The sequence below is a fragment of the Kitasatospora sp. NPDC059088 genome, from assembly GCF_042738155.1.
Classification (GTDB): Bacteria; Actinomycetota; Actinomycetes; order Streptomycetales; family Streptomycetaceae; genus Kitasatospora.
Window position 1 is genome coordinate 52,299 of the sequence record NZ_JBHYGR010000003.1, and the last position, 19,952, is coordinate 72,250.

General features: G+C 74.1%; 15 protein-coding genes. 7 read left to right on the plus strand and 8 right to left on the minus strand.

Going from position 1 to position 19,952, the window contains the following annotated elements:
• Positions 1 to 1,207: 1,207 nt before the first annotated feature.
• Together ACFWXO_RS02150 and ACFWXO_RS02155 are read left to right on the plus strand one after the other, a co-directional pair.
• A complete protein-coding gene (locus ACFWXO_RS02150) occupies positions 1,208 to 4,891 on the plus strand; it encodes a SpoIIE family protein phosphatase (RefSeq protein ID WP_380521423.1) in 3,684 nt (1,227 codons plus the stop codon).
• Positions 4,892 to 5,010: 119 nt separating this feature from the next.
• On the plus strand, positions 5,011 to 5,415 hold the full coding sequence (locus tag ACFWXO_RS02155) for a nuclear transport factor 2 family protein (RefSeq protein WP_380521425.1): 405 nt from the start codon (positions 5,011 to 5,013) through the stop codon (positions 5,413 to 5,415).
• Between the two features lie 43 nt (positions 5,416 to 5,458).
• Here ACFWXO_RS02155 and ACFWXO_RS02160 read toward each other — a convergent pair whose 3' ends face one another.
• The 3 genes from ACFWXO_RS02160 to ACFWXO_RS02170 form a co-directional block, all read right to left on the minus strand.
• Entirely contained in the window at positions 5,459 to 6,526 is a 1,068-nt protein-coding gene (locus tag ACFWXO_RS02160; protein ID WP_380521427.1) for an S-adenosylmethionine:tRNA ribosyltransferase-isomerase, read from the minus strand.
• Positions 6,523 to 7,287 (minus strand): SDR family NAD(P)-dependent oxidoreductase, encoded by a 765-nt coding sequence (locus ACFWXO_RS02165; RefSeq protein WP_380521429.1) that lies wholly within the window; start codon positions 7,285 to 7,287, stop codon positions 6,523 to 6,525. Before ACFWXO_RS02165 ends, ACFWXO_RS02160 begins: the two co-directional genes overlap by 4 nt.
• A gap of 173 nt (positions 7,288 to 7,460) precedes the next feature.
• Positions 7,461 to 8,408 carry an RluA family pseudouridine synthase gene (locus tag ACFWXO_RS02170; RefSeq protein ID WP_380521431.1) on the minus strand — a complete coding sequence of 316 codons (948 nt, stop codon included), beginning with the start codon at positions 8,406 to 8,408 and terminating at the stop codon, positions 7,461 to 7,463.
• 270 nt (positions 8,409 to 8,678) lie between these two features.
• Between ACFWXO_RS02170 and ACFWXO_RS02175 the strand changes: the two genes are divergently transcribed.
• A complete protein-coding gene (locus ACFWXO_RS02175) occupies positions 8,679 to 9,767 on the plus strand; it encodes a PP2C family protein-serine/threonine phosphatase (protein ID WP_375883867.1) in 1,089 nt (362 codons plus the stop codon).
• Positions 9,768 to 9,935: 168 nt separating this feature from the next.
• Positions 9,936 to 10,322 (plus strand): DUF3224 domain-containing protein, encoded by a 387-nt coding sequence (locus ACFWXO_RS02180; protein ID WP_380521434.1) that lies wholly within the window; start codon positions 9,936 to 9,938, stop codon positions 10,320 to 10,322.
• 69 nt (positions 10,323 to 10,391) lie between these two features.
• Here the strand turns inward: ACFWXO_RS02180 and ACFWXO_RS02185 are convergent, their stop codons facing one another.
• A complete protein-coding gene (locus ACFWXO_RS02185) occupies positions 10,392 to 11,234 on the minus strand; it encodes a poly-gamma-glutamate hydrolase family protein (protein ID WP_380521436.1) in 843 nt (280 codons plus the stop codon).
• A gap of 181 nt (positions 11,235 to 11,415) precedes the next feature.
• Here ACFWXO_RS02185 and ACFWXO_RS02190 point away from each other — a divergent pair, with 181 nt between their 5' ends.
• Positions 11,416 to 12,381: a DUF5995 family protein gene (locus ACFWXO_RS02190; RefSeq protein WP_380521438.1), complete on the plus strand. Its 966-nt coding sequence runs from the start codon at positions 11,416 to 11,418 to the stop codon at positions 12,379 to 12,381.
• 36 nt (positions 12,382 to 12,417) lie between these two features.
• On the opposite strand, the gene ACFWXO_RS02195 is transcribed toward ACFWXO_RS02190, so the two are convergent.
• Positions 12,418 to 13,857, minus strand: coding sequence for a GuaB1 family IMP dehydrogenase-related protein (locus tag ACFWXO_RS02195; protein WP_380521440.1), 1,440 nt, complete (start codon positions 13,855 to 13,857; stop codon positions 12,418 to 12,420).
• 313 nt (positions 13,858 to 14,170) lie between these two features.
• Between ACFWXO_RS02195 and ACFWXO_RS02200 the strand changes: the two genes are divergently transcribed.
• Entirely contained in the window at positions 14,171 to 15,655 is a 1,485-nt protein-coding gene (locus tag ACFWXO_RS02200; RefSeq protein WP_380521632.1) for an SDR family NAD(P)-dependent oxidoreductase, read from the plus strand.
• Between the two features lie 82 nt (positions 15,656 to 15,737).
• The gene (locus tag ACFWXO_RS02205) at positions 15,738 to 16,226 is read left to right on the plus strand and encodes an NUDIX hydrolase (RefSeq protein ID WP_375883855.1); all 489 of its coding nucleotides are present in this window, start codon (positions 15,738 to 15,740) and stop codon (positions 16,224 to 16,226) included.
• 66 nt (positions 16,227 to 16,292) lie between these two features.
• On the opposite strand, the gene ACFWXO_RS02210 is transcribed toward ACFWXO_RS02205, so the two are convergent.
• Genes ACFWXO_RS02210 through ACFWXO_RS02220 form a run of 3 tightly spaced genes read right to left on the minus strand, consistent with a single transcriptional unit; the run spans position 16,293 to position 19,731 of the window.
• Positions 16,293 to 18,527, minus strand: coding sequence for an FtsX-like permease family protein (locus tag ACFWXO_RS02210; RefSeq protein WP_380521443.1), 2,235 nt, complete (start codon positions 18,525 to 18,527; stop codon positions 16,293 to 16,295).
• The gene (locus ACFWXO_RS02215) at positions 18,524 to 19,210 is read right to left on the minus strand and encodes an ABC transporter ATP-binding protein (RefSeq protein ID WP_380521445.1); all 687 of its coding nucleotides are present in this window, start codon (positions 19,208 to 19,210) and stop codon (positions 18,524 to 18,526) included. Before ACFWXO_RS02215 ends, ACFWXO_RS02210 begins: the two co-directional genes overlap by 4 nt.
• Positions 19,207 to 19,731, minus strand: coding sequence for a helix-turn-helix transcriptional regulator (locus ACFWXO_RS02220; RefSeq protein WP_375883847.1), 525 nt, complete (start codon positions 19,729 to 19,731; stop codon positions 19,207 to 19,209). The genes ACFWXO_RS02215 and ACFWXO_RS02220 overlap by 4 nt, the downstream gene beginning before the upstream one ends.
• Between the last annotated feature and the right edge of the window lie 221 nt (positions 19,732 to 19,952).

Genomic DNA, 19,952 nt, shown 5'->3' on the forward strand with positions numbered 1-19,952 from the left:
CCCACACAGCCCACCCGGCCGCCTTGCCCCGCCACAACCAACACAAGAACTCGACCCGGCCGACTTTCCATGCACGCCGACGCCCCGACGCGAACCAGCCGACCGCCCCTGGCTGCAAGAACCACCTGGCCCCGCCGACTTCCCACTCACACCACCTAGCCACCTGGAGTAGGTAAGACAGCTTGGCCCCGCTACAACCGGCCCAAGAAGTCGAAACCGCCGACCTCCCGGACACAGCCGCCGAATGCACACTCCGCCAGGGCCAAGGCCCATGGAAAGTCGACCCGGCCGACTTTCCATGCGCGCCGACGTCCCAACGCGAGCCAGCCGACCGCCCTCGGCTGCAAGAACCACCTGGCCCCGCCGCACGGCCGACACAGGAAGTCGAACCCGCCGACTTCCCACACACACCCACCAGACAGGCACCGGGCAACTCCTGCCCACGGCGACTACAGCAGCCCGACCGGAACGCAGGCCGCACAGAAAGTCGAACCCGCCGACTTCCTACGCAGACCAACCAGCCACCTGGAACGGGAGGCCGCTTGGCCCCGCCACAACCAACACAGGAAGTCGATCCGGCCGACTTTCCGTACGCGCCGACGTCCCAACGCGAACCAGCCGACCGCCCTCGGCTGCAAAGGCCATCTGGTCCTGCGGCCGACACAGGAAGTCGAACCCGCCGACTTCCCACGCACACCCACCGGACAGGCGCCGGGCAACTCCTGCCCACGGCGACTACAGCAGCCCGACCGGAACGCAGGCCGCGCAGGAAGTCGAACCGGCTGACTTCCTGTGCGGGGTCGGGGCCTGCCATGGGGGGTCAGTCGTTGGGGGTGGGGGCTTCCTCGGTGGGGGGCTCGTCGGCGAGGTCTTCGGGCTGGTCGTCGGTGGGCTCGTCGGGGTCGGTGAATCCTCCGCCGAAGTCGGGCATGGGGGCTCCTCCAGGTGGTCGGGGCGCGCGGGTGAGCGGGCTCGCTCCGAGGATCGCAGGGGTTCCCCGGCGTCCGACAGACGTCTGCCCAACTTCGTTCGGCTGCCGGAGCGTTGCCGCGGGTGAGCGGGGAGCCAGGGTCGCGGGTGACGCCCGGTGCCGGATCGGGTACAGCCTGCTCGCACGGGGCGGCGGCGGCCACGAGGGGCGGCGCGCGGGGGCTGCGTGCGAGGATGGCAGGGCTGGTGGGAACGATCTCCGGGCGGTTCTCTGGCCATGGTGGACGATGACGCGCAACGCCGGGGGGAGCCGCAGCACGGCGCCCTGCTGATGGTGCCGATCGCCACGGCGCTGATCGAGGCCGACGGGCGGATCCTGCACTGGAGCGGCGACGCGGAGGCACTGCTCGGTTACCGTGCGGACGAGGCGGTGGGGGCGAAGGCCGCCCGGCTGCTGACCTCGGACGAGCACCGGCCGGAGGTGCTGGAGCTGTTCCGGGAGATCCTGGCGGGCCGCGAGTGGTCCGGGGTGTTCCCGGTGCGGCACCGGGACGGGCACCTGGTGAACCTGGAGTTCCGGACCCATCCGGTCCGCGGGCCCGGCGGGGAGCCGCTGGTGCTGGCGGTGGCGTCGGAGGTCACGACGCTGCGCCGGATCCAGGCGGACCTGGCCGTGCTGGACGGTTTCTTCACCCAGTCGCCGGTCGGCATGGCGGTGTTCGACACCGGTCTGCGCTACGTACGGCTGAACGAGGCCCTGGCGGTGGCGAACGGTCTGGCCGTGCCCGAGCACCTGGGCCGCCGGCTCACCGAGGTGCTGCCCGGGATCAACGGGGACGAGGCCGAGGCGGTGATGCGGCAGGTGCTGTCGACCGGCCGGCCGGTGGTGGACTTCCGTACCCAGGGCCGTACGCCGGGGGATCCGCAGCGGGACCGGGCCTGGTCCGCCTCGTACTTCCGGCTGGCGGACCGGAGCGGGCGGGTGCTCGGGGTGAGCGCGACCATCATCGACGTCACCGAGCGCTACCGGGCCGATGCCCGGGCGGCGAGGGCGCAGGAGCGGCTGTCGCTGCTGGTCGACGCGACCGCCTCGATCGGCACCACGCTGGACCTGCGGCAGACGGCCCGGGAGCTGGCGGACGCGATGGTGCCCCGGGTCGCCGACATCAGCGGGGTGTTCGCGCTGGAGGCGCTGATCGCCGGGCGCAACGTCGAGCCGCCCGCCCCGGACGCGGCCCAGCTGGTGCGCCGGCTGGCGCTGGCCACCACGGATCCGCTGTACCCGGCCGACGCGTTGCCGGTGGACTCGGTGTACGAGCTGACCGCGGACTCCCCGTACGCCCGGGCGCTGATCACCGGGCGGACGGTGGTGGTGCCGTCCTGGGAGCTGTCGCCGCTGGCCGACGCGCTCAGCGAGAGCCGTCGCCGGGCGTTCCTGGGCGACCGGCCGCGCTCGGTGCGGATCACCCCGCTGGTGGCGCGGGGCACGACGCTCGGCATGGTGGTCTACTCGCGGCGCGGCGAGCGGGAGTCCTTCGCGGAGGCGGACATCACGCTCGGCGACGAATTGGCCTCGCGCGCGGCCGTCGCGATCGACAACGCCCGGCTGTACCTGCGCCAGCACCAGACGGTGCTGGCCCGGCAGCAGGCGTTGCGCGAGGCGAAGGCCGCGCAGGAGCGGCTGGCGCTGGTGAACACGGCCTCCGCCCGGATCGGGACCACGCTCGATCTCGACCGCACCGCCCACGAGTTGGCCGAGGTGGCGACGCCCCGGCTGGCGGACACGGTGGTGGTGGAGGTGCTGGAGGAGCTGGTGCGGGGCGAGCGCGAGCCGCGCGCCCCGGCGGACGGTTCGGCGCTGCTGCGGCGGATGGCGTTCCACTCGGTGCGCGGTTCCACCCTGGCGCCGATCGCCCGACTGGGCGGGGTGCACCGGTTCCAGCCCGGTTCGCCGTACGCGTGGAGCCTGGCGCACCGCAGGCCGGTGCTGGTGCCGCGGATGGACGAGGAGGGGCTGGCCTGGTTCGCCGACGATCCGGTGCGCACGGCCGCGGTGCGGGAGCAGAACGTGCGCTCGTTCATGGTCGTCCCGCTGATCGCGCGCGGCAATCCGGTCGGTGTCGCGGGCTTCTACCGGACGTTGGTGGAGCGCCCGTACGAGGACGAGGACCTGGCGCTGGCCGGGGAGTTGGCCGTACGCGCGGCGGTGTCGATCGACAACGCGCTGCTGTTCACCCGGGAGCGGGACGCGGCCGCGGCCCGGCAGCGGGCGCTGGACGAGGCCTGGGCCGCCCAGCAGCGGCTGGGCCTGCTGAACGAGGCCAGCAACCGGATCGGCACCACGCTCGATCTGCACCGCACCGCACGGGAGTTGGTGGAGGTGGTGATCCCGCGCTTCGCCGACTTCGTGACGGTGGACCTGCGCGACGCGGTGCTCGGCGGCGAGGAGCCCGGGCCGGTGCCGAGGGACGGGCCGGTGCTGATGCGGGCGGTGGCGGTCGGCGAGTCGGCGCCGGACGGCAGCATGACGGCGGCCGCGGACCAGGTCGGCGAGACCTCGCAGTCGGCCGAGGTGTACGCGCAGAGCCTGCGGACCCGGCGCTCGATCCTGGTCTCCGAGGTGACGGAGCAGGAACTGCGGCGGATCGTCGCCTCCCCCGACCGGGTGGAGCCGGGGCTGGCCGCCGGGGTGCACTCCTACCTGATGGTGCCGCTGGTGGCGCGCGGACTGGTGCTCGGCGGCGCGGAGTTCGTCCGCACCCACAATCCGGCGCCGTTCGGACCGGCGGACCGTTCGCTGGCCGAGGAGCTGGCCGCCCGCACCGCACTGGCGATCGACAACGCCCGGCTCTACCGCCGGGAGCGGGACACCGCTCTGACCCTCCAGCGCAGCCTGCTGCCGCAGGAGATCCACCGCACCCTCGGCCTGGAGCTGGCCTACCGCTACCTGCCGAGCAGCGTGGTGAGCGAGGTCGGCGGCGACTGGTTCGACGTGGTGCCGCTGTCCTCCGGCCGGGTCGCCCTGATCGTCGGCGACGTGATGGGCCACGGCATCCGGGCCGCCGCCACCATGGGCCAACTACGGACGGTGGCAAGGACGTTGATCACCCTGGAGCTCAACCCGGTACGAGTCCTGCACCGACTGGACGAGGCCACCTCGGCGCTCGGCGAGGGACAGTTCGCGACCTGCGTCTGCGTGGTCTACGACCCGGCGGACCGCAGCTGCACCGCCGCCTGCGCCGGCCACCTGCCGCCCGTCGTCGCCGACACCGAGGGCAACGCCCACCTGGTCGAACTGCCGCCCGGCGCACCGCTGGGCGTGGGTGGAGTCCCGTTCGAGAGCGTCGAGTTCACCCTCCCCGAGCAGGCCATCCTGACCCTCTACACCGACGGACTGGTCGAGCGCCGGGGCCACGACCTGGACGAGGGGCTGGAGTTGCTCTGCCGCACGGTCGCCGACCGGCGCCGCTCGCTGGAGCAGACCTGCGACGCCGTCCTGACCCGGCTCACCGGGCGCACCCAGGAGGACGACATCGCCGTCATCATGGCGCAGGTCCGCCCGGCCGGCGCCGACCGGATCGCCGTCCTGCCGCTCACCGGCGACCACGCGATGGTCGCCCACTCCCGGCGCTTCACCCGCGAGACGCTCACCGCCTGGGGCCTGGCCTCGCTCACCGACTGGGCCGAGCTGCTCACCAGCGAGCTGATCACCAACGCCCTGGTGCACGCCGGATCGCCCGTCCAGCTAAGGCTGTTCTGCAACCGGGTGCTCACCGTCGAGGTCGCGGACCGGGAGAGCGAGACGCCCCGGATCCGGCGCGCCCGCAGCGAGGACGAGGGCGGCCGCGGCATCCACCTGGTCAACGAGCTGGCGCACCGCTGGGGCAGCCGCCGGACCACGGACGGCAAGGTGGTCTGGTTCGAGCTGGAACTGCCGCCGGACTACCCGCCGACTGCGTGAACAACCGCGGGTTGTCGGCCCGGGGCGGGCATTGTTGGCCCCCGGGGCGGCCGCCGGGCTTTGCTGGTGCCACGGCCGGCAGCCCGACCGGACGGAACGACGAGCCACAGGAGCCCACCATGCCGCAGAGCGATGCCCGCACCGTCGTCACCGAGTACGTCACCCGGCTGGCCGCAGGCGAACTCGACGCCGCCGTCGCCCTGTTCGCCGAGGACGCCACCTGGACCTACCCGGGCGACCTGGCGCTCTCCCGTACCTGGCGAGGCAAGCAGGAGATCTTCGGCGACTTCCTCGGCCAGGTCGGCACCCTCTTCGCCTCCGACGGCCTGCCGAGCCTCACCCTCACCGGCGTCCTCGCCGACGGCCCGCAGGCGGTGGCCGAGTGGACCGCCGTCGGGACGGCCGCCAACGGTGCCCGCTACGAGAACCACTGCCTGGGCGTGTTCACCGTCGAGAACGGGCTGATCACCGCCGTCCGCGAGTACCTGGACACCCACCACGTGGCGCGGACCCTGCTGGCCTGAGCCCCTGCCGGCCGGGCGACCGACAGTCGGCCGCGGCACCGGCTCAGTCCGGCAGCAGCAGGTTGACGTCCCCGAACTCGTGCCACAGGTAGCGCTGTTGCACGGCCGCGCGGTAGCAGGCCGCCAGCAGTGGACGGCCCGCGACGGCGGCCAGCATCAGCAGGTGCGAGGCGCGCGGCTCGTGCCAGCCGGTGAGCAGGCCGTCCACCGCGCGCACGCCGCGTTCCGGGGTGATCACCAACTCCGTCCAGCCGTCCGCCTCCTGGAGCGTGCCGTCCGGCGCGACCGCCGACTCCAGGGCGCGGACCACGGTGGTGCCAACGGCGATCACCCGGCCGCCCTCGGCCCGGACGCGACCGACCAGCCGGGCGGTGGCCGCCGGGACGTGGAATCGCTCCGCGTACGGGGCCTCGTGCGCCTCCGGCGAGGCCACCCCGGTGTGCAGGGTGACCGGAGCGACCAGCACGCCCCGACCGGCCAGCCGCGCCACCGAGTCCGGCGTGAACGGGCGGGCGGCACTGGGCATTTCGCTGCTGCCGGGGACGGTCGCGAAGACCGTCCGGTAGGCCTCGATCGGCCAGTCGCGGTCCACGTAGCCGTACCGGATCGCCCGGCCGTGCCGGTCCAGGTACGACAACAGGGGCGCGGGCAGGGACAGTTCGGCGTACCAGAGGCGGGCGGTGAAGGGCTGCACCAGGACGGCCCCGCCGCCCGCCGGCAGGGCGACGCGCAGGCCGGGGCGGGCCGGGGACTCCTCCGGCGGGTAGTAGGCCGCGGCCGCGCCCGGCACGGACCGGCGCAACTCGACCAGGTAGGAGCCCCGTCGGTCGGGCTGGGCGGAGGACAGGTGCAGCGCGACCGGGGTGCCGTCGGGCAGTCGGCCGGGGAGGGCGGCCGGGACGGTGGCCGAGTTGTTCACCACCAGGAGGTCCCCCGGGCGCAGCACCTCGGGCAGCTCGGTGAAGCGGTGGTGCTCGACGGCGCCGGTGTCGCGCCGGCCCACCAGCATCCGCACGCCGTCCCGGGCGGTGCCGCGGGCCTCCGCCGGTTCGCGGGCGGAGAGTTCGGGCGGGACGGTCACATCGAGGCCCAGCGCGGCCAGGGTGGTCATCGCCCGCTCCGACCGAGGGCAGGGGCGGGGACGGCGGCCAGGTCCTCGGCGCGGTAGCGGCCGGACGGCGTGCGGTGGTGCAGCAGGCCGAGCAGCAGCGGGGCGACCTGTTCGGGCAGCGGCTCGCCGGAGATGTCCTCACCGGGACTGGCCTCCTGCAGCATCGCGGTGCGCATGCTGCCCGGGTCGACCGCCCAGACCCGCAACTCCGGCTCCTCCCGGGCGAGTACGGCGGTGGCCTGGTCGAGCGCCGCCTTGCTGGCACCGTAGCCGCCCCAACCGAGGTAGGGCTCCACGGCGGCGTCCGAGCTGATGTTCAGCACGGCCCCGGCGTGGGTGCGCAGTTGCGGCAGGACGAGCTGGGTGAGGGCGAGCGGGGCAAGCGCGTTGACCTCGAAGAGTTCCAGCAGGTCCGGCAGCGGGAAGTCGGCCATCCGGGGCAGCGGTTCGGCGCCGGGCGCGGTGGCGCCGTTGAGCGAACCGGCGTTGTTGATCAGGAGGCTCGCGCCGCCGAGGCGGTCGGCGGCCGCGGCGAGGTGGGCCCGGTGGTCGTCGTCGACGATCGAACCCGGCAGGGCGACGACCTCGGTCAGGGCGGACAGTTCGGCCGCGGCCCCGGCGAGTGCGGTCGCGCCCCGGGCGGTGACCACCAGCCGCCAGCCCTCGGCGGCGAGGGCGCGGGCGAGGGCCAGCCCGAGGCCGCGGGAGGCACCGGTGACCAGGGCGACGGGAGCGGAATCGGTGTGCTGCGCTGCGTTCATGGCCCAACCATCGCGCCACCGGGCGGGCGGCGGATCGGCCCTGGAACCGGGGCCGGGCCCTCCGTTCGTCCTAGACCGCCGGCCGGACCTAGGACCGGGACCCGGGGGCCCGCCCCCTCCCTCTCCCCCCCGGCGGGAGATCGGCCCGGGTGGCCTGCGCCCCCGGCCGGAGGTCAGCCCCCGGCCGCCCAGCCGGACGGGTCGTCCCAGGCGGCGAGCGTGCGGCGGCTCTCGAAGCGGCGCTCCCGACCGGTCAGCGGGTCGGTGAACTCGACCGTCGAGGCCAGCAGTTGCAGTGGTCGGCGGAAGTCGTTCGGGGCCGGTTCGGGCAGCACCACCGGGTACACCGGGTCACCGAGGATCGGCACTCCGAGGCCGCTCATGTGCAGCCGCAGCTGGTGGGTGCGCCCGCTGAGCGGCTGCAGCCCGTAGCAGGCGAGGCCGTCGCGGCGCTCCAGCAGCTCGATCCGGCTCTCGCTGTTCGGCGGCGCGTCGAGCTCCCGGGCGGCGATCACCCCGCGCTCCTTGACGATGTGGCTGCGCACCGTGCGCGGCAGTGCCAGGTCCGGGTCGTACGGCGCGATCGCCCGGTACTCCTTGCGCACCTGCCGGTCGCGGAAGAGCGTCTGGTAGGCGCCGCGGTCCTCGGGGCGGACCACGAACATGGCCAGGCCCGCGGTGAGCCGGTCGATCCGGTGGGCGGGGCTGAGCGCGGGCAGGTCGAGGGCGTGCCGCAACCGGCAGAGCGCCGTCTCGATGACGTGCCGGCCGCGCGGGGTGGTGGCCAGGAAGTGCGGCTTGTCGACCACCACCAGGTGCTCGTCGCGGTGCAGCACCACCAGCTCGAAGGGGACGGGCACCTCCGCCGGGAGGTCCCGGTAGAACCACAGGTGCGCGCCGGGACGAAACGGTTCGTCGGGGGCGATCGGGCCCTGCTCGCCGACGATCTCGCCCGCGCGCAGCGCCGCGTCGATCCGCGCCGCCGCCACCGCGGGCAGCCGCTCGACCAGGTGCTCCCGGACGGTCGGCCAGTCGCCCTCCAGGGGCAGCCGCAGGTGCACCGGGTCCACGCCAAGGCGCTGCGGGAGGGGGGAGGCCGGGCGGCGGTTCTTGCGTCTCATCTCCCGGCCCAGCCTAGGCCCTGCCGGACAGGGCCCGGTGCGCGCCCCGTCCGCCCCGGCGGTGAGGTGCCGGGAGGGTCCGAGCACCGGCACGCCGCCGGTGCGCCCCCGCGCCGAGGTGCTGACCCGGGGCAGGGCGGGGAAAGTGGTTCGAAGGCCCTCGGGCCTGTCTCCTGGATTCCGGCGGACCCGGCAAGGATCCAAAGGATCCAAAGGATCCAGGGGACAGGCCCTGGGGCCTGGAGCTTCCCGACCACTGGAGGAGAACGCGTGAGCGCCGACGGCCCGGACGGGCTTCCGCCGCTGCACCTGCCACGGCGGACCCGGCTGCTGCTGTACGGCGCCCTCGTCCTGCTGGTCGCCGCGGTGGTGGCCGCCCTGGCCCTCGGCCCCGGAGCGACCCTGTCCCCGTTGCTCGCGGTGGCCCCGGTGCTCTTCGGGGCCACCACCCGCAAGGCCCGGGTGCCGCTGCTGGTCGGCGCGGCGGCGCTGCTGGCGGTCGGCGCGCTGGAGTCCGACAACACCCAGCTGCCGCTCTCGGTGCGGATCAGCGTGCCGGTCACGGTGCTGGCGGCGACCCTGGCCAGTGCCGCCAGCGTGGTGCTGGTGGCGGCCCGGGAGCGGCAGCTGTACCAGGTCCGGACGGTGGCCGAGGCCGCCCAGCGGGCCCTGCTGCGGCCGCCCGCCGAACGGATCGGGCCGCTGCGGCTGGCCGTGCGGTACGTCGCGGCGACCGCCGAGGCCCGGATCGGCGGGGACCTGTACGCCGTGGTGGAGACCCGCTTCGGAGTGCGGATCCTGCTGGGCGACGTCCAGGGCCACGGGCTCCCGGCGGTGGAGACGGCCGCCGACGTGCTGGGGGTGTTCCGGGAGGCGGCCCGCACCGAGCCCGACCCCGGGCGGCTCGCCGAGCGGCTGGACGCGGCGCTCACCGCGCGGCCGGGCGACGGCCGGTTCGCCACCGCGCTGCTGCTGGACGTGCCGGCCGGCCGGGAACCGGTGCGGGTGGTGAACTGCGGCCACCCGCCCCCGCTGCTGCGCCGGGCGGGCCGGGTCGAGGAGCTGGCGCCGACCGTCCCCGCGCCGCCGTTGGGCCTGCGCGAGCTGACCGGGGAGGACTACTCGGCCAGCCGCTTCGAACCGGGCCCGGGCGACCTGTTGCTGCTGCACACCGACGGGGTGTCCGAGGCCCGGGACTCCGGGGGCCGGTTCTACCCGCTGGCGGAGCGGCTGCCCGGACTGCACGGCAGCAGCCCCGCCGACCTGCTGGACGCCGTGCTGGCGGACGTCCGGGGCTGGGTCGGGGACGCCGGGCTGGCGGACGACGCGGCGCTGCTGGCGCTGCGCTGGGACCACTGAGGCACGGGCGCCGGAAGTACGGGAGCGCGGGAGGCCGCTGGCGGACGCGATTGTCAGTGCCGTGTGCAACGCTTCACACACGGTCGCCGGAAGTCGACCGTACGGGTCGGAGTACGTGCCGGGCGGCGCGTGTCGACGGCGTGTGAGGACCGACGAGGGGAGCGTGCCATGGCCGAGGCGAGCGGGTCGTTCGAGGTGACGGCGTTCGAGCCGGTGGAGACGGAGCAGCGCGAGGGCGCGGTGTTCGGGCGGGTGCGGATCGCCAAGACCTTCACGGGTGGGCTGAGCGGTCGCGGCGAGGTGCGGATGCTGTCCGTCGGCGACGCTTCGGGCGGGCCGGCCTCGTACGTCGCGGTGGAGCACGTGACGGGCGAACTGGACGGACGCAAGGGCTCGTTCGTGCTGCAGCACGCGGCCTGGGATGCCACCGGTGTGACGATACGCGTGGTGCCGGGCACGGGGGCGGGCGAGCTGGCCGGGATCACCGGCGAGTTCCGGCTGTCCGTCGACGCGTCCGGCGCCCACACCTTCGTGCTGGCCTACGAGCTGGGCTGACGGCCGGCGCACCGGCCCGGACCGGTGACAGTCGGGGTCGGGGCCGGTGCGGTCCGGCCCCGTGTCCGCTCAGAGGATGGGCTGGGTCGCCTCCAGGCGCTGGATCGCGGTCCGGACGGCCGTCGCGAAGCTCCAGAACAGGGGCAGCGTGTTGGCCGCCCGGTCGGCCCGGGTGTTCTTGCCGGGGGCGAACATCGCGACCCGCAGCTCGGTGGTCAGCTCCAACTGGGCGCCCGCGCCGAGCATGCTGCGGTTGCAGATGTTCTCCGGGGAGATGCCGGCGATCTCCTCCTCGCCCGAGGCGGTGACTGCGCGGATGCCCGCTGCGCCGAACTCCTCCATCAGGTACTGGCGGAAGGTGGAGTTCAGCCCGCCGACCAGCACGGCCCGGGCACCTGCCTCCAGACCTGCCTGGCCGGTGGTGCAGCCGTGCAGCGAGAGCATGTTGAGGCTGCCGGAGCACATCGCCCGGACCACGGTGTCGTCGCAGTGGGTCGAGGTGACGTGCAGCGCGCTGTTGTTGGAGGGGCGCAGGCCCTCGAACATCCAGAAGTCGTGGACCGGCCCGGCGGCCGGGATCGGGGCGAGGTCGGCAGGGTGGTAGCCGGCGACGGCCAGGCACAGCTCGGAGGTGCCGCCCTCGATGCCGCCGCCGTGCGGGGCGACGACGGTGGTCCGGATGAAGGCCGGACGGCCCTGCGGGCTCTGGTCGTCGATCAGGTGCCGGCGGTAGCGGCGGCCGTAGTCGACGCCCTCGACCAGGCTGGGGTCGGCGTACAGCGCGGTGTTGGAGGGGTACTGGTCGGCGGCGCTCGCGGGGGTGGTGCCCACGGCGGCGCCGAGGGTGCTGAGGGCCGGGGCCGCGGCGAGCGCGGCGATCAGGGTACGACGGTTGATCACGTTCGGGATCATGACAGGAGGTGGGGCATCGGTAAAGTCGACGCAAAGCAACGATCAAGTCTGCACCCCACTGCGGCGGGGGCGGCCTGAACGTGTGACACCGGCTCCGCGGACGTGCGCCGCGACCACCGGGCCCACCTCCACGCTGTCACGATGATGCGATCAGTGCACGATCGGCATCGGAGGGTGGCACATGCCCGGTACCGCAACAGGCTCGGCAGCGACGGCGGCCACGGTGGCGGCCCGCACGCCGGCGTCGGTCGAGGAGGTGGCCGGACGGCTGCGGGAGATCGCGGCGGCCCTGCCCCTGGCGGACGGGGTGGCGGTGTTCAACCGCCTCTACCTCACCGTCACGGAGGCGGTCCGCGACCGGCTGGCGGACGGGTACTTCACGGACCCGCCCGCGGTGGCCGAGCTGGACGCGCTGTTCGCCGGGCGGTACCTGCTGGCCGTGGCCGCCGACGCGGCCGGGCAGGAGCCGCCCGCCTGCTGGCGGCCGCTGTTCGCGCTGCGCGCCCACCCGGGCGTGCACCCGCTGCAGTTCGCGCTGGCCGGGATGAACGCCCACATCCAGCACGACCTGCCGCTCGCGGTGGTGGAGCTGTGCCGCCGCCGGGACTGCGCACCGGCCGGGGTCGAGCAGGACTACCACCGGATCAACGGGGTGCTGGCCGAGGTGGAGGCGGTGGTCCGGGAGCAGCTGCTGCCCGGGTCCGAGCTGCCCGGGTGCGCCGAACCGCTCACCCACCTGCTCGGCGCCTGGTCGGTCGAGGCCGCCCGGGAAGGGGCCTGGTCCGCCGTCCAGGCGCTCTGGGAACTGCGCGGGCTCCCGACCGCCGCCCAGGCCTTCGCCACCATGCTGGACGGCTCCGTCGGGCTGCTCGGCCACGCGCTGCTGCTCCCGCTGGTGCCGTACGACGACTACGGCGACCACGGCGACCACCACGGCCACGGCGACCGCAGCGCCCACGACCGTGCCGGACGCGCCGCGCTCGCAGCGGACGCCGAGTGGCACGAGGGCGGGGCGGGCCCCGGAACGGCCGCGGCCGCCCGGCTCCCCGAAGCGAGGAACCGGACGGCCGACGGTACGGACGCGGACGGGCCCAACCGGCTCGGCGAACCCGCCGGGCCGATCAGCCCAGCGGGCGCCGCAGGCTGACCAGGCCGGGCAGCCGGGCGAGGCCGGGCAGCCGGATCAGGCCCAGCTGGAGTGCAGCGGCTTGCCCTCGGCGTAGCCGGCCGCGCTCTGGATGCCCACGATCGCCTTCTCGTGGAACTCCTCCAGGGTGTTGGCGCCCGCGTAGGTGCAGGAGCTGCGCACGCCGGCCACGATCGAGTCGATCAGGTCCTCGACGCCCGGGCGGGCCGGGTCGAGGAACATCCGGGAGTGCGAGATGCCCTCCTCGAACAGCGCCTTGCGGGCCCGGTCGTAGGAGGAGTCCTGGGCGGTGCGGTTGCTGACCGCGCGGGCCGAGGCCATGCCGAAGCTCTCCTTGTACTGGCGGCCGTCGGCGGCGGTCTGGAGGTCGCCCGGGGACTCGTAGGTCCCGGCGAACCAGGAGCCGATCATCACGTTGGAGGCGCCGGCGGCCAGCGCCATGGCGACGTCGCGCGGGTGGCGCACACCGCCGTCGGCCCAGACGTGCTTGCCGAGCCGGCGGGCCTCGGCGGCGCACTCCAGGACGGCGGAGAACTGCGGCCGGCCGACGCCGGTCATCATCCGGGTGGTGCACATCGCGCCGGGGCCGACACCGACCTTGAGGATGTCCGCGCCCGCCTCGACCAGGTCGCGGACACCGGCGGCGGAGACCACGTTGCCGGCCACGATCGGGATCTGCGGGTCCAGGCCGCGCACGGCGCGCAGCGCGCTGATCATGCTCTCCTGGTGGCCGTGCGCGGTGTCGACGACGAGCACGTCGGCGCCGGCGTCGATGAGCGCCTTGGCCTTGCCCGCGACGTCGCCGTTGATGCCGACGGTGGCGGCGATCCGCAGCTTGCCGTTCGCGTCGACGGCCGGGGTGTACAGGGTGGCGCGCAGCGCGTTCCTGCGGGTCAGCAGGCCGACCAGCTTGCCCTCGCCGTCGACGACGGGGGCGAGCTTGCGGTGCGCCTCGGTGAGCTTGTCGAAGGCGGTGCGCGGGTCGAGGCCCTCGTCGAGCAGCAGCAGGTCGCGGGACATCACGTCGGCGAGGCTGGTGAAGCGGTCGACGCCCTGGCAGTCGGAGTCGGTGACCACGCCGACGGGCTTGCCGTCCTCGACCACCACGAGGGCGCCGTGGGCGCGCTTGGGCAGCAGCGAGAGGGCCTCGGCGACGGTGGCGCCGGGCGCGAGGGTGATCGCGGTGTCGACCACCAGGTGGCGCTGCTTGACCCAGGAGATGACCTCGGCGATGACCTCGGTGGGGATGTCCTGGGGGATGGCGACCAGGCCGCCGCGGCGGGCGACGGTCTCGGCCATCCGGCGGCCGGCGATGGCGGTCATGTTGGCGACGACCAGCGGGATGGTGGTGCCGGTGCCGTCGTTCGAGGAGAGGTCGACGGCCTGCCGGGAGCCCACGGAGGAACGGCTGGGGACCATGAAGACGTCGTCGTACGTCAGGTCGTACGAGGGCTTGAGGTCGTTCAGGAAGCGCATGAAGGGGGCTCTCCGGCTGGGGGAAGGTACACCTCGGGTGCGGTTGCGGCGATGCCGCCGGGGCGCACTCGGGCGCCCGGCACCCAGCATTCGATTCTCCGTGAGGGTGGGGACAAAAGCCAGTTCGAACACCATTGCTGGGTGTGCACACAAAGCATGATCAATGCTCCGCGCGTAGACATGTGCGATCCTCCAAAGCCTGGCGGGGCCGAGCTCCCGCTTCCGGCTTTCGCCCCGGCCGGGGCCACTCCCGTAGCATTCAGGCGGTAACGGCGGGGCAATCGGGAAAGCAGCGGGCGTGAGCATCGAGCAGATGGACATCGAGCAGGGTCAAGGCGAGGAGGAGATCGACTACGGTCCGGGCCTCGCCCCCGAGCGGCTGCGGCTCTGCCTGGAGGTGCTCGCCGAGCTCGACGAGCTGCACGTCGACCACCCGGACGCGATCACCGTGCGCCAGGCCGTCGGCGGCATATTCCGGACGCTCAAGCAGCGCCGCCGCCAGGAGACCCGGGCCCGCAAGACGGCCAACGACCGCGAGGTCACCGCCCGCACCGCCACCGGCGCGCCGACCCGGATCGACGACGAGACGGCCGGCGCCTTCGGCCTGACCACCGTCACCACCACCGAGATCGCCGGCATCCTGGAGCGCCCGCGCTCCTGCTACACCTGCAAGACCCGGTACGTCGAGGTCGACGCGTTCTACCACAACCTGTGCCAGAAGTGCGCCCTCCTGAACCGGTCCCGCCGGGACGCCCGGGCCGACCTCACCGGCAAGCGCGCGCTGCTCACCGGCGGCCGGGCCAAGATCGGGATGTACATCGCGCTGATGCTGCTGCGCGACGGCGCCCACACCACCATCACCACCCGCTTCCCCAACGACGCGATCCGCCGCTTCACGGCGATGCCGGACAGCGCCGACTGGATCCACCGGCTCAAGATCATCGGCATCGACCTGCGCGACCCCGCCCAGGTGATGGCCCTGGCCGACGAGGTCGCCGCCGACGGCCCGCTGGACATCCTGATCAACAACGCCGCGCAGACCGTCCGCCGCCCGCCGGAGTCCTACCGCGAGCTGGTCAACGCCGAGTCCGCGCCGCTGCCCGCCGGCGCACTGCCGCAGGCCACCACGATCGGCCGCTTCAACAGCGGCAGCGTCGACCTGCCCGCCCTCCCCCAGCAGGCGGGCGGCGGCGAGCAGCGGCTGGCCGCCGAGGACATCACCTCGCTCGCGCTGGTCACCGGCTCCGCCACCCCGGCCCGGATCGAGGCCGGAACGGCGATCGACGCCGGCGGCCTGGTGCCCGACCTCGCGCCCACCAACAGCTGGGTGCAGACCGTCAGCGAGGTGGGCCCGGTCGAGCTGCTGGAGGTCCAGCTCTGCAACTCCACCGCGCCGTTCATCCTGATCAGCCGACTGCGCCCGGCGATGGCCGCCTCCGCGTCCCGCCGCAAGTACGTCGTCAACGTCTCCGCCATGGAGGGCGTGTTCCAGCGCGGCTACAAGGGCGCCGGCCACCCGCACACCAACATGGCCAAGGCCGCGCTGAACATGCTGACCCGCACCAGCGCCCAGGAGATGTTCGAGTCCGACGGCATCCTGATGACCGCCGTCGACACCGGCTGGATCACCGACGAGCGGCCGCACCCGGACAAGATGCGCCTCGCGGACGAGGGCTTCCACGCCCCGCTCGACCTGGTCGACGGCGCGGCCCGGGTGTACGACCCGATCGTGCGCGGCGAGGCCGGCGAGGACCTGTACGGCTGCTTCCTCAAGGACTACGAGCGCGGCAACTGGTAGGCCCCGCACGGGTGGGCACCACGACGGCAGGCCCGACACCGGCAGGCCCGACATCGGCAGGCACCACGAGGGAGGACGCGAGTTGACCACCGCACCCACCGGACCCGTCGTACCCACCGGACCCGTCGCACCGATGCTGGGCGCCGGGGTCATCGTGCCCACCGGCGACGGCCGGGTGCTGATCGGCCGCCGCACCACGGCCGGTGAGCCGCCGACCTGGAGCCTGCCCGGCGGCAAGGTCGACCCGGGCGAGTCCTTCGAGCGGACCGCGGCCCGCGAACTGGCCGAGGAGACCGGGATCGTGCTGCCGGCCGAGCACATGCGGGTGCTCGCCGTGCACCTGGACCACGAGCTCGGCCGGCCCCGGCTGACCGCCGCCGTGCTGGCGCCGCCGAGCCTGGCCGAGGCCGTGGTCACCGAGCCGCACGCGTGCGCCGGGTGGGAGCGCTTCCCGGTGGACGCGCTGCCGGAGCCGATGTTCTACCCGTCCGCGCTGGTGCTCGGCAGCTGGCTGCCGCGGTACGCCCCGGCGGTGCGGGCCGCGACGCACGGCTACCCCGTCGCCCGCTGAGAGCGCGGACGACGGGGCAACCGGGCAGAAGGGCCACCGGCGGGATGGTCAACTCGCCGACGGCGCTCAGCCGTTGCGGGCGGCCTCCGGTCCGGTGATCCGCCGCAGCAGCGGCAGGGTCGAGGCGATGATGCCCAGCGAGGCGGCCAGGCCGAAGCCGGTCAGTCCGTAGTACGTCAGGCCCGGCGAGACCAGGGCGTAGTCCATCTGGGACTTGAGGAACATCGCCGCCGCCGCGAAGCCCGTCCCGATCGCGAGCGCCGAGACCACCAGCAGCGGCAGCGCGCTCTCCAGTCCGACCACCCGGCGCAGCAGCCGCAGCGGCGCGCCGCTCAGCCGGAGCATCGCGAACGGCCTTCTGCGGTCGGACAGTCCGGCGACCACGCTCACCGCGAGGCTGCACCCGGCGACCGGCAGGGTGGTCAGCAGCACCACGTTCGCCAGCTGCCGCCAGCCCTGGAGCTTCTTCTGCCCTTCGGCGGAGAAGTCGTCGGCCATCCTGGTCACGTACGCCGGGAACGCCTCGGTGAACAGGGTCCGCAGCTGCTCCTTGGCCGCCGGAGAGTCGTCGGTGGTCGCGTAGACGATGAACACCGGGAGGGCGGCGGCCTCCTCGGCGGAGAGCGGCGCCGCCGGCCACTCCTTCTCCGGGTGCGCCTGGAGGTCCAGGACGCCGTTCCGGTCGACGGCCGCGACCACGGCCCCGGGGGCGCAGTGGCCGACGGCGGGGATCTGCGCCAGTTCCGAGCAGCGGACCAGGACGGGCACGATCCGTTCCCGGCCGTACTGCGACGCTCCGATCCCGGCGGGGTTGTCGTGCAGCAGTGCCATCCCCTCGAAGCCCGGGACGGCCCGGGCCCGCGCGAGCACCCCGTCGGGCACCGAGGGGAGCGCGGCGGATCGCTCCGGGCCGAGCAGCGGGGTGGCCACGACCGCCTTGCGGACCTCGGGAGCGCCGTCGAGCGAGCCCCGGTTCACGTTGATGGTGCTCATGATGCCCAGGGTCGCGGTGGTCACGAACAGCGCCAGCACCAGGCCGGCGACCGAGCGGAAGCCCGCCCTCGGGTCGTCCGACAGACGGCGCATCGCGATCAGCGAGGCGGGCCGACCCGTCCGCCGGGCCACCGCCCGGGCGGTCGCCATGGTGAGCCAGGGACCGGCGATCACCAGGCCGAGCATGACCAGGACGAAGCCGCTCAGGTACGCCAGCGACTGGCCGTCAGTGGTCTTCGGATGGTCGCCGACGAAGTAGCCCAGCTCGGCGAGACCGGCCACCAGCGGTGCCAGCCGCCAAGGGCTCGGCGGCTTCGGGGTGACCCGGCGGGAGACCCCGAGCGGCGAGACGGTGACCCGGCGCAGGGCGAACCGGGCGGCGAGCGCGGCCGCCAGCGGCACACCCACCGCCGCACCGACGGCCTGCGGCAGGCTCAGGGAGAGATCGGCGGCGAAGAACCGGTCACCGGTGAACGGCACGTCGGCCACCAGCGGCTTCAACGCGAAGTACAGGCCGAAGCCGAGCACCGTACCGGCCGCCGCCGCCACCGCGGACTCCACCGCCGAGATCACCGACACCTGGCCCGGCGTGGCCCCCACCAGCCGCATCGCGGCGTAGCGCTGCTCCCGGGTGGCGGCGGACAGCCGGGTGGCGGTACCGATGAAGATCAGCACCGGGAAGATCAGCGCGGCGGCCACCACGGTGAGCACCAGGACGAGTGCGTCGCCGTGCACGCCCGCGCCGTAGCAGTCGTACTCGCAGTCGGTGGGCAGTGTGGTGGCGATGCTGGTGACGGTGGTGGCCCGGGGCATCGCCCGGACCTCGTCGGCGGTGCGGCCGATGACCACCGCGAGGGTGTCCGGGGAGGGCAGCGCGTCCTCGCCGAGGGTGCCGACCTGGCGGCCCGGGAAGCGGTCGCCCAATTCGACGGCCGGGGTCTCGCGCAGCAGCTTCGCGAGCGCCGGGGAGGCGTAGTACTCGCCCGGCGCGGGAAGCCGGCTCAGTCCGGGCACCAGCGGCGGGTGGGGACCGGTCGGGGCGAGTTCGGCCCGGAAGACGCTCGCCCCCCGGTAGTAGTCCATCCGCGCGTGCCACCAGAGCGGGTCCGCCGGGGCCGCCGCGGTCGCCCCCTTGGCACCCGTGTTCATCCAGGCCTGCCGGGCGTTGGTGCGGTCGATCGCGTTGATGCTGGAGAGCACCGACAGCAGCAGCCCGACCCCGATCGCCACCGCCGCCGCGATCATCAGCAGCCTGGCCACGGCCTCCCGGCCGCCGCTGACGGCCAGTCGGAGCGCGAAGCGGATCACGGGGCCACCGGCCCGGCGGAGAGCGTACGGGCCTGGCCGTCGCGGACGATCGCCTCGCGGTCGGCGTAGGCGGCGACCCGCGGTTCGTGGGTGACCAGGATGACGGTGGTGCCCTGCTCGCGGGCCGCGTCGACCATCAGTTCCATCACCTGCTCGCCGGTCAGCGAGTCCAGCGCGCCGGTCGGCTCGTCGGCGAACAGCACCCGCGGTCGGGCCACCAACCCCCGGGCCAGCGCCACGCGTTGGGCCTGGCCGCCGGAGAGCTCACCGGAGCGGCGCTGCTCCAGGCCGTCCAGGCCGAGCCGGGCGAACCAGGGGCGGGCCTGGGCCAGCGCCGCGCCACGGCGGACGCCGTTCAGCAGCAGCGGCAGGGCCACGTTCTCCTCGGCCGTCAACTCCGGTACCAGCTGGCCGAACTGGAAGACGAAGCCGAAGGTGTCGCGGCGCAGGGCACTGCGCTGTGCCTCGTTCATGCGGTCCAGGCGCTGCCCCTCGAACAGCACCTCGCCGGCGTCGGGCACCAGGATGCCGGCCAGGCAGTGGAGTAACGTCGACTTGCCCGAGCCGCTGGGGCCCATGACGGCGAGCACCTCGCCGGCCCCGACGGACAGGCTCGCCCCGCGCAGGGCGGGCGTCTCACCGAAGGCGAGGGCGAGGTCGCGGGCCTCGATGACCGCGGTCATCCGCGCACCTCCGCGGCGAGCGCGTCCAGCCGGGCGGCGGTGAGGTCGATCCAGCGCAGGTCGGCCTCCAGGTGGAACAGGCCGTGGTCGGCGAGCAGGGCGTCCACCAGGGCGCCGGTGCGGCGCAGTTCGGTGAGTTCGCGCATCCGGCGCAGGTGGGCGCTGCGCTGGGTGTCCAGGTACAGCTCGGCGTCGCGGCCGAGCAGCAGGGCCAGCACCACCTTGGTGAACAGCACGGACTGCAGGGTGGGTTCGGGGGCGACCGGCTCCTGGAGCCAGGTCTCGAACTCGGTCGCCCCGGTCTCGGTGATGACGTAGCGCTTGCGCTCGGGCCCGTCGCCCGGCTCGGCCTCACCGGCCATCACCTTGCCGTCGCGGGCCAGTCGGCCGAGGGTCGCGTAGACCTGGCCGTACGGGAGGGGCTTGCCCCGGCCGAAGAAGGAGTCGTAGTCGCGCTTGAGGTCGTAGCCGTGGCTCGGCTCCCGCTCCAGCAGGCCGAGGAGGGTCAATGGAACACTCATGCGGAGGACCATACACCCCGGATATACACCGAGTGTATATCCGGCGAGAACAAGCCGCTGACCTGGTGGAACGTCAACTTCTCGACAGGGGCGGGCAGGAGGCGGCCCCACGACCGCCCCCTGCGCCGCACCACGGCCCGGCACCCCCACGGTCACCGGACCGGGGCCGCACCCAGGCACGGAGGGCGCGGCCGGACTCCAGCCTGCCCGGCCCGGCGGTC